General features: G+C 62.0%; 13 protein-coding genes. 7 read left to right on the forward strand and 6 right to left on the reverse strand.

Translation table 11 applies throughout. From position 1 onward, the window contains the following. Nucleotides 1-12: 12 nt before the first annotated feature. Nucleotides 13-405 carry a hypothetical protein gene (locus ACOJCM_RS16555; protein ID WP_445213170.1) on the reverse strand — a complete coding sequence of 131 codons (393 nt, stop codon included), beginning with the start codon at nucleotides 403-405 and terminating at the stop codon, nucleotides 13-15. Next, nucleotides 365-658 (reverse strand): FAD assembly factor SdhE, encoded by a 294-nt coding sequence (locus tag ACOJCM_RS16560; RefSeq protein WP_445213171.1) that lies wholly within the window; start codon nucleotides 656-658, stop codon nucleotides 365-367. The genes ACOJCM_RS16555 and ACOJCM_RS16560 overlap by 41 nt, the downstream gene beginning before the upstream one ends. A 201-nt stretch (nucleotides 659-859) precedes the next feature. Here ACOJCM_RS16560 and ACOJCM_RS16565 point away from each other — a divergent pair, with 201 nt between their 5' ends. The 3 genes from ACOJCM_RS16565 to lapB are packed head-to-tail and all read left to right on the forward strand — an operon-like array spanning nucleotide 860 to nucleotide 2,679. Beyond that, a complete protein-coding gene (locus ACOJCM_RS16565; protein ID WP_445213172.1) occupies nucleotides 860-1,156 on the forward strand; it encodes an integration host factor subunit beta in 297 nt (98 codons plus the stop codon). Between the two features lie 29 nt (nucleotides 1,157-1,185). Further along, nucleotides 1,186-1,491, forward strand: a complete 306-nt coding sequence (locus tag ACOJCM_RS16570) for a LapA family protein (RefSeq protein ID WP_445213173.1) — start codon at nucleotides 1,186-1,188, stop codon at nucleotides 1,489-1,491. After that, on the forward strand, nucleotides 1,492-2,679 hold the full coding sequence (gene lapB / locus ACOJCM_RS16575) for a lipopolysaccharide assembly protein LapB (protein ID WP_445213174.1): 1,188 nt from the start codon (nucleotides 1,492-1,494) through the stop codon (nucleotides 2,677-2,679). Nucleotides 2,680-2,682: 3 nt separating this feature from the next. Here the strand turns inward: lapB and pyrF are convergent, their stop codons facing one another. Next, entirely contained in the window at nucleotides 2,683-3,384 is a 702-nt protein-coding gene (gene pyrF / locus ACOJCM_RS16580) for an orotidine-5'-phosphate decarboxylase (RefSeq protein ID WP_445213175.1), read from the reverse strand. A 178-nt stretch (nucleotides 3,385-3,562) separates the two neighbouring features. Between pyrF and cfa the strand changes: the two genes are divergently transcribed. The 3 genes from cfa to ACOJCM_RS16595 all read left to right on the forward strand — a co-directional run bounded on the left by cfa (nucleotide 3,563) and on the right by ACOJCM_RS16595 (nucleotide 7,203). Continuing rightward, nucleotides 3,563-4,714 (forward strand): cyclopropane fatty acyl phospholipid synthase, encoded by a 1,152-nt coding sequence (cfa, locus tag ACOJCM_RS16585; RefSeq protein ID WP_445213176.1) that lies wholly within the window; start codon nucleotides 3,563-3,565, stop codon nucleotides 4,712-4,714. 244 nt (nucleotides 4,715-4,958) lie between these two features. Continuing rightward, nucleotides 4,959-5,870, forward strand: a complete 912-nt coding sequence (locus ACOJCM_RS16590; RefSeq protein ID WP_445213177.1) for a GGDEF domain-containing protein — start codon at nucleotides 4,959-4,961, stop codon at nucleotides 5,868-5,870. Nucleotides 5,871-6,015: 145 nt separating this feature from the next. Next, nucleotides 6,016-7,203, forward strand: coding sequence for an amino acid aminotransferase (locus ACOJCM_RS16595; RefSeq protein ID WP_445213178.1), 1,188 nt, complete (start codon nucleotides 6,016-6,018; stop codon nucleotides 7,201-7,203). Between the two features lie 94 nt (nucleotides 7,204-7,297). On the opposite strand, the gene ACOJCM_RS16600 is transcribed toward ACOJCM_RS16595, so the two are convergent. Further along, the gene (locus tag ACOJCM_RS16600; RefSeq protein WP_445213179.1) at nucleotides 7,298-8,044 is read right to left on the reverse strand and encodes a Crp/Fnr family transcriptional regulator; all 747 of its coding nucleotides are present in this window, start codon (nucleotides 8,042-8,044) and stop codon (nucleotides 7,298-7,300) included. 211 nt (nucleotides 8,045-8,255) lie between these two features. Here ACOJCM_RS16600 and ACOJCM_RS16605 point away from each other — a divergent pair, with 211 nt between their 5' ends. Beyond that, the gene (locus tag ACOJCM_RS16605) at nucleotides 8,256-9,794 is read left to right on the forward strand and encodes an NCS2 family permease (protein ID WP_445213180.1); all 1,539 of its coding nucleotides are present in this window, start codon (nucleotides 8,256-8,258) and stop codon (nucleotides 9,792-9,794) included. A gap of 188 nt (nucleotides 9,795-9,982) precedes the next feature. On the opposite strand, the gene ACOJCM_RS16610 is transcribed toward ACOJCM_RS16605, so the two are convergent. Beyond that, nucleotides 9,983-10,453, reverse strand: a complete 471-nt coding sequence (locus tag ACOJCM_RS16610; protein WP_445213181.1) for a Spy/CpxP family protein refolding chaperone — start codon at nucleotides 10,451-10,453, stop codon at nucleotides 9,983-9,985. 83 nt (nucleotides 10,454-10,536) lie between these two features. Next, nucleotides 10,537-11,907 carry an MATE family efflux transporter gene (locus tag ACOJCM_RS16615; protein WP_445213182.1) on the reverse strand — a complete coding sequence of 457 codons (1,371 nt, stop codon included), beginning with the start codon at nucleotides 11,905-11,907 and terminating at the stop codon, nucleotides 10,537-10,539. Between the last annotated feature and the right edge of the window lie 15 nt (nucleotides 11,908-11,922).

The raw sequence follows: 11,922 nt of genomic DNA on the forward strand, positions 1-11,922 counted from the left end.
TGCTTTGCCAACTCAGCGGAGCAGGACGCACCGAAGCTCACGCAGCATGTCACGCGGCGCACTGTCAGGCCAGAGCCATATCCGGCTCCCCTCGATATCAATGGCGACCAGCCAAGGGCCCAGGTAGGCGCAGCGCAACTCGACCGGTTGCGCCTCGGTTGCCGAGGCGGGTTGCCACGACCAGCGCCAGCCTCCACCAGGCTCCGGCTCCCCGTGCAGTTCGCCACGCTCCTGATCGTGCCAGAGCCACCAGCCCAGCGGCACCAGCCACGCAAGGGCCAACAGCTCCAGCCAGCCAGGCGCGTGGCTCAGCACCACCCCACTGACAGCCAAGGCCAGCAGGAATTGACAGCCCCAGGCCAGTTTAGACGGGACGACGCGGATCGTTGTCTGCGTTCTCGGCATGCTGCTGGATCAGGGTCACGATACGCTCAAAGGACGGGGCCGGCGGCTCCCGCTGCATCAGCCAGGCGAACAGATCCTGATCCTCACCCTCGATCAGGGTCCGATAGGCCGCCTGATCCTCGGCATCAAGCTGGTCATAGCAGTGCTCGAGGAAAGGTATCAGCAGCAGGTCGAGTTCCCACATCCCGCGCCGAGAGTGCCAATAGAGCCGCTTGCGCAGGGCAGTATCATCCGGAGTATTCGCTTCGCTCAACGTCGGCCTCGGTGGTACGAATGAATGGAAAACCAGTATACCGGACCCGAAGAAATCGGGCAGTGCTCCGCCCCACTTTGCGGCCTTTTCTTGACCATGGTCGTAGTGCGTTGTTTTATCACGATTTGCGCAGTATGCTGACGAAAGAATAAGAATGCCGCCTAGGTCCCACCGGACCGGGAATCGCCTGGAGATGACCCGATGACCAAATCAGAATTGATCGAACAGATTGCCATGCGACAGCCTGAGCTTTCGATCAAGGAAGTCGAATCCGCGGTTCGCCTGATTCTCGATGACATCACCGACACCCTGGCCGAAGGGGGGCGGGTCGAGATCAGAGGATTCGGCAGCTTTTCCCTGCATTACCGGGAGCCGCGCATCGGCCGCAACCCCAAGACCGGCGATCCGGTCGAACTGGAGGGCAAGTTCGTGCCACACTTCAAGCCCGGCAAGGAGCTCCGCGAGCAGGTCAATGCCAGCCGCGCCCTAGGCTATTAATTCTTTCGTCATTCACAAGGGATAAACTCATGCGTTGGCTCAAAGGCCTGATCCTGGCCATCATCCTGCTGGCGGTACTGCTTGTCGGCATACTCTTCGCCGTCAACAACCAGCAGACGGTACCGCTCAACCTGATCTGGATAGAGCTGCCGGCCATATCGCTCTCCGTCTGGCTCCTGGCCGCCCTGGTCTGCGGTGTGGTACTGGGCATGCTGGCGATGACAGGCGTCTGGCTGAGGCTACGTACTGCGCTCTCGCGCGCCCAGCGCCTGAATCGACAGCAGCGCAAGGAACTCGACCGGCTTCGCGTTCAGGAGCTCAAGGAACTGCCCTAAATGCCCGATGCCCTGCTGCTTGCCCTGCTGGTGGCGGCCGTTGCCATTGGCTGGTGGCTAGGCCGACGTGAGCGCCAGGGTAGCCACGATCCCGCACCACAAAATACGCTGTCGCGGGATTATTTCGTCGGTCTGAACTACCTGCTCAACGAGCAACCCGATCGCGCCATCGAAACCTTTGTCGCCGCACTCGAGGTGAACAGCGAAACCGTCGATACCCACATCACCCTGGGCAACCTTTTTCGCACCCGGGGCGAAGCCGATCGCGCCGTCAAGATCCACCAGAACCTGCTGGCCCGCCCTACGCTGACCGTCCTTCAGAGCGACCAGGTACAGCTGGAACTCTCGCGCGACTTCCTGCATCTCGGCCTGTTCGACCGCAGCGAGAGGCTGCTTCAGCAGTTGGTACGCGACTCCTACCACGACGACATTCGCCATGCCGCCAAGCGCCTGTTGGCCGACCTCTTCGATCGCGAAAGGGAGTGGCAAGCGGCCTTCGACGTGGCCTATCCCAACCTCGTTCGGCAGCACGAGGACATCCGCCGCGCAGCCGCCCACTGGCTATGTGAACTGGCCGACCAGGAGCGCCACTCGGCAAGCCCGGGCCTGGCCCGCAAGCACCTGAGGCGGGCGCTTGCCATCGACCCACGCTGTGTACGCGCCAACTTGCTGTTGGCGGCGCTGGCCCAGGACACGGCGCAGTACCACGAGGCCATCCGCATCCTCATGCGAATACCGGACCAGGACCTCGATATGATGCCGATTGTGCTGGAACCGCTTCGCCACGCCTACCTGATGCTGGATAACGAAGCGGGCCTGGTGGCGTGCCTGGAAGGGTTGCTCGAGCGCGCCCATGTCACCAGTCTCATCATCATGCTGGCGGAGGCCCAGCGCCGCCGGCTGGGGCTGCAGGCCGCCATCGAGCTGGTCAGCGAGCAGCTCAACCGAGCCCCCAGCCTGGGTGCGCTCGACTATTTGCTCGACCTCTACCAGTACCAGCAGCAGGAGCGGGGCACGCCAGACAGCCGCCTGCAGCTGCTCAAGCAACACACCCACACGCTGCTGGCGGCTCGCCCTCGACATCGCTGCCAGCGCTGCGGCTTCGCTGGCCAACCCCTGCACTGGCAGTGCCCCAGCTGTCGTAGCTGGGGCACGACGCGCCCCATCACGGGTATTGAAGGGGAATAACGCCTAGCTGGCAGCGAGCTCCTGCTCGATGAGCGCCAACGCTGCCATCGGATCTTCCGCCTGGGTGACCGGCCGGCCGATCACCAAATGCGTGCTGCCTGCCGCCATGGCCTCGCTCGGCGTCATTACCCGCTTCTGGTCGCCATGAACGGTATTGGCGGGCCTGATTCCCGGCGTTACCTTGAGGAAACCGTCACCGCAGAGTTGACGCAGCCGCGCGGCCTCATGGGCTGAGCAGACCACACCGTCCATGCCGCATTGCCGGGACAGCAAGGCCAACCGTTCGACGTGCGCCATCGGTTCCGCCGCGACGCCCACTTCCACGAGATCCTCCGCCGTCATACTGGTCAGTACCGTCACGGCAATCAGTCGCGTCTTCAAGCCATGACGATCGAGCCGCTCGCGCGCGGCCTCCATCATTCGCCGTCCGCCGCCGGCGTGTACGTTGACCATCCATACGCCCTGCTCGGCAGCCGCCTGAACGGCCCCGGCCACGGTGTTGGGGATGTCATGGAACTTGAGGTCGAGAAATAGCTGAAAACCGCGTCCATGCAGCGCCTCGATGACTTCAGGACCACTGCGTGTGAACAGCTCCTTGCCGACCTTGACGCGGCAGCGTTCGGGATCGAGGCGATCTGCCAGACACAGGGCGGCATCGAGCGAGGGGTGGTCGAGGGCGATGATCAGCGGGGATTGACAAGACACGTTGAAGGGCTCCGGCGGCAGACTGGGGCAACGATTATAACAGTCCCAGCCGGTTAACCGTTCGTCACAGCGTGGTCTATGCTCTACCTAACGTATGTTATGGCGCCCGCGAGATGCGTTTCGCCCAGCGTATGCGGATCATCCGCCCTACCCCGAGCCGATGGACCAGGAGGACTCCATGACAAGTGAACAACGCATCGGCCCCATCGTATTACCCGACAATCGAGCCCAGCGCGTTTTAACCTCACTGCTCGAGGGCTCGGGCGTCACCCTGAATGGCGACGCCCGCTGGGATCCACAGATCTACCATCCCGATTTCTGTTCCCGCATTCTGCGGCAAGGCTCCCTCGGGCTGGGGGAATCCTATATGGATGGCTGGTGGGAGAGCGACAGTATCGACGAGCTGGCGTACCACCTTCTCCGGCATGGTCTCGGCGAGCGCGCCCGCCCGCCGTCGGACCGCATCATGTACCGCCTCCAGGCCGGGCTGCTCAATCTGCAAAGCAAGGCGCGCGCCTACATCGTCGGTGAAGCGCATTACGATCTCGGCAACGACCTGTTCGAGCGCATGCTCGATCCTACGATGTGCTACTCCTGCGGCTACTGGAAGGAGGCCCGAACGCTACACGAGGCTCAACTTGCCAAGCTGGACTTGGTCTGCCGCAAGCTGGAACTGCGCCCCAACATGCACGTACTCGACATCGGTTGCGGCTGGGGCAGTTTCGCCGAATACGCCGCCCGCCACTACGGTGTCACCGTCACCGGCATCACCATTTCTAGGGAACAGGCTGAACTGGCCCGCGAGCGTTGCGCCGGCTTACCCGTGACCATCGAGCTCAAGGACTACCGGGAACTGAGCGGTAGCTTCGATCGCATCGTCTCGATCGGCATGTTCGAGCATGTCGGCCATCGCAACTATGGCGTCTACTTCCAGACCGTAGAGAAGTTGCTGGCAGAAGGCGGACTATTCCTGTTGCACACCATCGGCTCGAATAGCTCCGAGATCAGCGTAGACCCCTGGATCGACCGCTATATCTTCCCCAACGGCGTGCTGCCTTCGGCCCGCCACATCGCCGATGCCAGCGAGGGCCTGCTGCTGCTCGAGGATTGGCAAAACTTCGGTCCGGACTACGACAGGACCCTCATGGCCTGGCGCGACAATTTCGATGCTCACTGGCACGAGATCGCCGAACGCTACAGCGATCGCATCCGACGCATGTTCCGCTACTACCTTTCAGTATGCGCCGGCGCCTTTCGCGCCCGGGAGATCCAGCTCTGGCAGGTGGTGTTCTCTCACGAGCGGGCACAACGCTACGACGCCCCGCGCTAGCGTCCATGCATGCTCAGCAAAGGGGGCTTACAGAAGGTGTCGTCAATCTCCTACACCTTTCAGCAGGTGATTTACGCACTGTTACATCGTATATTAGGCCTTCGTCCAACGGCTCTTCCCTGATGCAGGTCGCTTTCACGAAGCCATGCATGCCTACGGCAATGCACCGAGCCGTCAATATCATGAGCCGTTAAGAACAACAGCACGATTGCGCCTGCAACAGCAGGGAACAAGGGACACCCGCATGCCTGAAGACAATGCCATGACGGGTGGGGGTCTGAATGAGCCGGTTAGCATGCGTGACTTCGCCGAACGCCTGCCTGGCGTCATCTTTCAGTTCCATCGTGACCATAGCGGTCACATGCACTTCCCCTACCTGGCCGGAAGCGGTACCGGTCTGCCTGGAATCGACCGCAACGACCTGGGACGGGACGCGCGTCATATGCTCGACCGCCTGGACGCCGAAGACTATCCGCGCGTCATGGCGGCCATAGAGCGCTCGGCGCGCTGGCGCATTCCGATTGCCACCAAGTTTCGCCTGCGCCTGTCGCGCCGCCACTGCCGCTGGGTTGCCCTGCGCGCCCAACCCGAGGACTCGACGACCGGCGTACTCTGGCACGGGCTGATGATAGACATTACCGAACAGATGTCCGAGGAGGCCCGGCTGCGTCGGCTCTCCGATACCGACGACCTGACCGGACTGGCCAATCGCCGCCGGCTGATGACTCGGCTGGACGAGGAGATCGCCAGGAGCAACCGCCACGCAAGCCCACTGTCGCTGATGCTGATCGATCTGGATCATTTCAAGCGTGTGAATGACACTTGGGGGCACCTGCAGGGCGACCAGGTCCTGGCGGAATTTGCCAGCCTGTGCCAAAAGTTGCTGCGCGAAGAGGACGTCATCGGTCGTCTCGGCGGTGAAGAATTCGCCGTTGTACTGCCGCTGACACCGATCGTGGCCAGCTTCCCCCTTGCCGAACGGCTACGTAGCGCCATAGCGGAGCACGATTTCGGCATCTCGGCCGGCCAGGTCACGGCCAGTATCGGTCTCGCCGAATACCGACTGGGGGAACCGCGGGACACCCTGATCGACAAGGCCGACCGCAGCCTCTACGCCGCCAAGCACCGCGGCCGCAACCGTGTCGTCAGCGACTGATTGCGTTCCGACCCGCCGTGGGTCGAGTGGCAGATTGCCTTAGGCGATGGCATGATGTAAAGGGAACGGGGCATGCGTGTCGAGAGGCCCAGCATCGCCACGATTACCCCTACTTGCCGCCAGAACCGACGAGGTAGCGAAATAAATGTTCGAACATATTGAGCGGGTACCCGGGGACGCCATCCTCGGCCTGATCGAGGCATTCAAGAAGGATACCAATCCTCAGAAGGTCGATCTCGGCGTCGGTGTCTACAAGGACGCCCAGGGCAACACGCCTGTGATGCGCGCCGTCAAGGAAGCCGAGGCCCTGCTGCTCAAGAACGAAACCACCAAGACCTACATCGGCTCCCATGGCGCTCCCGAGTACGGCGAGGTAGTCCTGCCGATGGTGCTCGGCGAAAGTTCGCAGGTACTCGCCGGCGGTCGCGCCAGTGCCACCCAGTCGCCAGGCGGTACCGGCGCACTAAGACTGGCAGCCGACTTCATCAGTGCCCAGCTTCCCGGCAAAGGCATCTGGGTGAGCAACCCCACCTGGCCGAACCATCACGGTATCTTCACCGCCGCCGGCATCGAACTTCACAAGTACCCCTACGTGGACGCCGAGAACCGCCTCGATTTCGACGGCATGCTGAAGGCCGTGAAGCAGATTCCCGCCGGCGACGTCATCGTCTTGCATGCTTGCTGCCACAACCCCACCGGTTTCGACCTGAACCGTGACCAGTGGCAACAGATTCTTGAAGTGGTCCGCGAACGCAGCCTGCTGCCGCTGATCGACTTCGCCTATCAGGGCTTCGGCGAAGGGCTCGACGAAGATGCCTATGGCGTCCGCCTGATGGCCGAGAATCTCGACGAGGTAATCATCACCAGCTCCTGCTCCAAGAACTTCGGTATCTACTGCGAGCGCACCGGCTGCCTGATCATGGTGGCGAAGAACAAGGAGCAGATGGAGAACGTGCGCTCACAGGTGGCGATCGTGGCTCGCGAGAATTACTCCAATCCGCCGGCCCATGGCGGTGCCATCGTTAGCGAGATTCTCCGCTCCGCCGAGCTGGCCGCCCTGTGGCGCGAGGAACTCACCGAGATGCGCGACCGCATCAATACCCTGCGCCGGGATTTCGTCGAAGCCCTGAAGCCCTACGGGCTCGACCAGAAATATGCCTGCGTGGCCGAACAGCGCGGCATGTTCTCCTATACCGGCCTGCAGCCGGAGCAGGTCGACCGCCTGCGCGACGAGTTCGGCATCTATATGGTCCGCTCGGGCCGTGCCAACGTGGCCGGTTTCTCGCACGAGAACCTGCCCTACCTGGCCAAGGCCATCGCTGCCGTCAATTGACCGCACGACGGTCGAAGGTCCCATGCCCCGGTTCTACCGGGGCATGTTGTTCATGCAGGTCCGTTAATTCTCGGGGGGCTTGGCCAGACGCACATCAGACTCCCAAACCGTTGAAAAGTGGTCGTATGTTCTCGATCAGATAGCGGTCGTCGAACCCGGCCTCCTCCTTGAGCGCCTCCAGGTCAGGCAGCATGACCTTGTGTCGATCCCGAAAGACCAGACCATCATCGCTCAAGGCACTGAAGGTACGACTAACATGCACGGGGCTTAGCCCCAGCAGGTCGGCCAGCACCTCCTGTGACAAGGGCAAGCGGATGCTCTCGCTGCCGTTGGCCTCGTTCTGCTTGATACGCTGGAACATTTCCAGCAGGAAGTGAGCCAGCTTCTGACGGGCATTGCGGCGTGCCAGATTGACCAAACGTTCCGTGATCAGCACTTGCTGGCGGCTGGCGATGGCAAACAAAATCGAGGTAAGGGTAAACGAGCGCCGAAAAATGTCGATAAGATGGCTGTGCGGAAAGAAGCAGGCCTCCCCATCCTCGACCATCTGCACACCGGCCAGGCGCTCCGAGAAGGCGAACTCGCGCAAGCCGATGATGTCGCCCGGTAGGTAAATTTCCAGAATCTGTCGCGTCCCGTTTTCGAGATTTCGATACGAAAAGGCCCAGCCACTCTTGAGGGTACAGAACTCTTGAGCAGCGTCACGCTCTTCCCACAGCACGGTTCCCGCCCTGACCGGCGTGGAGCTGTCTTCCAGCGCCGTCAGCAACTCTCTATCCTCACGCGACAAGGGGTAATAATAGTTGAAATGGCGGACAATACAGCTCTGCTCTGAGTCCATCGACATTCCCTCTTGCTATACGGACCGAAGCCCCCAATGTGAACGATGCGCGAATTGTCCCAGACTCGGGCTAGAAAATCCGCTGTGCTCCGTCACCTCACGTTGACCCTGATCAGCCAGAACTAAGACAAAGGCAGCCTTGACCATTCAGTCAGATTGGCCCCAAACTGGCTCTGCCTTGTATACAACCCGACAACACAAGAGGCTCAACATGGCGGCTTCCCCTGTGCACTACCCGTGGTACAAGAAGGAGGATACCGACGCCTTCTTCGCCCTGTTTCAAAACAATATCGCGAACTTCGTCATCATCGCCATCACCATGCTGGGCATGGGTTTTCCGGCATCCATCGTCTACGGCCAGGTCTTACCCGGCGCCGCCGTTGCGGTGATGGTGGGAAATTTCTATTACGCATGGAGTGCGGCTCGCCTGGCGCGCAGGGAGAACCGCGCGGACGTCACCGCCCTTTCGTACGGTATTTCCACTCCGGTCATGTTCGTCTTCCTGTTCGGTGTACTGTTGCCCGCGAAACAGCTCACTGGCGATGCCGAGCTGGCATGGAAGGTTGCCGTCGCGGCCTGTTTCATCAGCGGTGCCATCGAGGCCGCGGTAAGCCTGGTCGGCCGCTGGGTTCAGTATCATCTGCCACGTGCCGCCATGCTCGGAGCCGTGGCCGGCGTGGCACTGACTTTCATCGCCGGTGAGATGCTGTTCAAGACCATGGAGATGCCGGTCATCGGCCTCCTGGTGCTGGCTATTATCATCGTCGGACTGGTGGCACGCGTGGCGATGCCGTTCCGCCTGCCCACATCGCTGTTCGCCATCGTCATCGGCACCGCCATGGCATACCTGATCGGCGATGCCGGCGGCGAGCGCTTCAGCGATGCCTTCACCCACCTCGGGTTCTATCCCCTGCTGCCCAACCTGGCCTGGTTCGAGGGCCTCGGACTGCTGTTCACGGGAATGCTGGCGGTACTCACCGTGGTGCTGCCGATCACGCTGTACAACGCCATCGAAACCATGAACAACGTCGAGGCGATGGAAGCCGCGGGCGACAAGTACGACGTGCGCGAATGCCAGGCCGTCGACGGTGCGGGTACCATGCTTGGCGCGCTATTCGGCGGCGTCTTCCCCACTACGGTCTATATTGCCACGGTGGGAGCGAAATGGATGGGTGCCGGCCGCGGCTACAGTATCCTCAACGGTGCCGTCTATGCCCTGGCCACCATGTTCGGCCTGATCGCCGCGTTGGCGGCCATCATTCCGGTATCGGTCGTCGCACCCATCCTGGTCTTCGTCGGCATGTCGATGATCGCGACCGCCTTCCAGAGCAACGACACCCGCTACTACCCGGCCGTGGCGCTGGCCATGCTGCCCTACTTCGCCAACTACGTCATGACGCGCTTCAATCGGGGCGCCGGCGAGGTGGTGGCAGACATATCGGGAGGCATCGTCGCCATGGGCCAAGGGGCCATGTTCATGGCCATCTTCATTGGTGCCATGACCGTCGCAGTCATCGACCACCAGTTCCGCCGAGCTGCGGCTTTCGCCGCTGTCGCCGCCGGCTTCTCCTTCGTCGGCCTGATGCATGCGCCGGAACTCGCCTTCAACGCGGCCTGGGACTTCACGCTCGGATATCTGGTGATGGGTGCACTATTTCTCTATTTCGCCTGGCAGCAGGAGAAACTGGCTGCGCCTTATGCAGGCGCATCACGCCCGGCGCCAGCGACACAGCCTCCCGCAGCTGACTGAGGCACTTCCCCGTCCAGCTGCAAAACAAGCGCATGCTGACCCATGGATGAGTGCAGACGTCCTTCGATACTCTCACGCAAAGGCCCTGTCCACTGGACAGGGCCTTTTGCCGAGCGCCAACAGGCGACCTTTGGGAACAAAAAAGAAGCGGCTCCCGTATGGGAGCCGCCACGAAGCCTACCTAGCGCTTACTGAGCGGGCTGGGCAGGCTGTCCTTCTTGCTGTTGCATCTGATCCTGCAGGTCCTGCATCTGCTGTTGCTGCTGGGAGATTGCCTCATCCAGGCGCTGACGCTGTTCGTCGGTGAAGACCGACTCGATGCGAGACTGCAGCAAGACGGACTCGGCAGTGATCTCACCGGTCAGGTCGCCGAGCCGAGCGGCATCCTGACGAATCGCATTCTCGTCGTAATCCGGCCCCACATGATCGCCGAGACGTGCCTGGAGTGCCTGAGCCTCCTGCTCCTTGGGCGCAAGTTCACGCTCGGCCTCGTCCAGCAGGCTGCGAATTTCCTGCTGCTGGTTCTCGTCCAGGTCGAGCAGTTGGTCCAGCTGATCCACCTGGTCGCCCTGAGGCGCCTGCATCTGCTCCTGTGCCGTTGCAGCACCGGCAAAACCCAGAGTGAAAGCGAGCGCTGCCAGGAACTTGGTCAACTTCATGTCCTACTCCATTCCTTAAGAGTTGCTTTCATGGCCCGACCCGGTCGAACCACTACGTTCTATACCTGACAGCGGAAAAAACGTCAGGTTCGCTCGTCAGGTAAAAGTTCCGATCCACGGCGTCCGCCTGAGCCCTCTCGCGGTAGCGTTCTTCGCAACAGCCTCCAGGCAACCCAACCGGCCAGCACATTACCCAGCGCCGCCCCCAGTGCCAGACCCGGCAGTTCGCCGAGCCATGCGCCGAGCCCCAGGCAAGGCAGATAACACACAAACAGCCTCGCTGCCGATAGCAGCATGGCGCGCAGCGGCCAGCCCAGGGCGTTGCCAGCGGAAACCACCAGCATGCAGACGCCAAGCGCCGCATAGCTGGGCAAAAGCAAGCGGATGAGGATCGTCAGGTCGTCGCGTACGTCCGGGCTGCCCGCCAGCAGTTGAGAAACCCAAGGCGAGAACACGGCGAGCATCAGCCCTAGACCGAGCTGCCATGCCACCACGGTCCTTAGCGCCAGGCGCATCAATTGCCGGACCTGCTCCCAGTCACCGGCACCATAGCAACGCCCCAACCAGGGGGGCAGCGACATGGTCATCGCCAACACCACGACCAGCGCCAGCGTCTCCAGGCGACTCGCAAGCCCCCAGGCGGCGACCGCCGACTCGCCCAACCCGGCCACTATCGACACCGCCAACATCGCTGCCAGCGGAGGCATCAGCTGGCTGAGCATGGCCGGCCCGGCAATACTCGCCAGAGGGCGCGCCGAGGCGGCTAGTTCCTGGCTCAACCCATGGCGCGCCAGCCAGTCGTTCTGCCTCAGGCGTCTGACCACCAGGAGCAGACCACTCGAAAAGGCGATCGCAGTAGCCCAGGCCGCCCCTGGCAACCCCAGACCTGGCCAAGGCCCGAAGCCAAAGATCAACAGCGGATCGAGCGCCAGGTTGACGAGACTGGTGATCACCATCAACTTGCCGGGAAGGCGGGTATCGCCGTGGGCGCGAAACAGGCTATAGAGGAAATAGAGCACCGCGCCAAGCCACGCTGCCAAGAGCTGCGGAGCCCAGTAGTCGCGAATCAATTCCAGCGTTGCCGTATCGGCACCCAGGCGGGAGAAAATCGGCCCTTGGGCCCACCACAGCAGGAGGGCGAGCAAGGCAATCGCGACGCTGCCCAACATTAATACCAGCGACCCGAGGCGGCGCGCCCGCGCCGCCTCACCGGCCCCCAACGCGCGCGAAATCAAGGCGGCGATAGCAATACCCAACCCCACTTGCACGCCGATGATGAGAAAGGTCAAGGGAAAGGTGAACGACTGCGCGGCCAAAGGCGCCGTGCCCAGGCGTGCCACAAAAGCGCTGTCCACCAGTTGGAAGCCCAGCAGGGCCAATACCCCAATGGCCATCGGCCAGGTCTGACGCCAGAGCGTCAGCCCCAGGGAAGCTGCGGCGGTGGCAGGTGGCATCAGGACAACTCCGTC

The organism is Billgrantia hypersalina (assembly GCF_052584175.1).

Excerpts from the sequence above, each read along its gene's own strand:
- ACOJCM_RS16555 (WP_445213170.1), bottom strand. The coding sequence starts at position 405 with ATGCCGAGAACGCAGACAACGATCCGCGTCGTCCCGTCTAAACTGGCC.
- ACOJCM_RS16565 (WP_445213172.1), top strand. The coding sequence starts at position 860 with ATGACCAAATCAGAATTGATCGAACAGATTGCCATGCGACAGCCTGAG.
- ACOJCM_RS16570 (WP_445213173.1), top strand. The coding sequence starts at position 1,186 with ATGCGTTGGCTCAAAGGCCTGATCCTGGCCATCATCCTGCTGGCGGTA.
- lapB (WP_445213174.1), top strand. The coding sequence starts at position 1,492 with ATGCCCGATGCCCTGCTGCTTGCCCTGCTGGTGGCGGCCGTTGCCATT.
- cfa (WP_445213176.1), top strand. The coding sequence starts at position 3,563 with ATGACAAGTGAACAACGCATCGGCCCCATCGTATTACCCGACAATCGA.
- ACOJCM_RS16590 (WP_445213177.1), top strand. The coding sequence starts at position 4,959 with ATGCCTGAAGACAATGCCATGACGGGTGGGGGTCTGAATGAGCCGGTT.
- ACOJCM_RS16595 (WP_445213178.1), top strand. The coding sequence starts at position 6,016 with ATGTTCGAACATATTGAGCGGGTACCCGGGGACGCCATCCTCGGCCTG.
- ACOJCM_RS16600 (WP_445213179.1), bottom strand. The coding sequence starts at position 8,044 with ATGGACTCAGAGCAGAGCTGTATTGTCCGCCATTTCAACTATTATTAC.
- ACOJCM_RS16605 (WP_445213180.1), top strand. The coding sequence starts at position 8,256 with ATGGCGGCTTCCCCTGTGCACTACCCGTGGTACAAGAAGGAGGATACC.
- ACOJCM_RS16610 (WP_445213181.1), bottom strand. The coding sequence starts at position 10,453 with ATGAAGTTGACCAAGTTCCTGGCAGCGCTCGCTTTCACTCTGGGTTTT.
- ACOJCM_RS16615 (WP_445213182.1), bottom strand. The coding sequence starts at position 11,907 with ATGCCACCTGCCACCGCCGCAGCTTCCCTGGGGCTGACGCTCTGGCGT.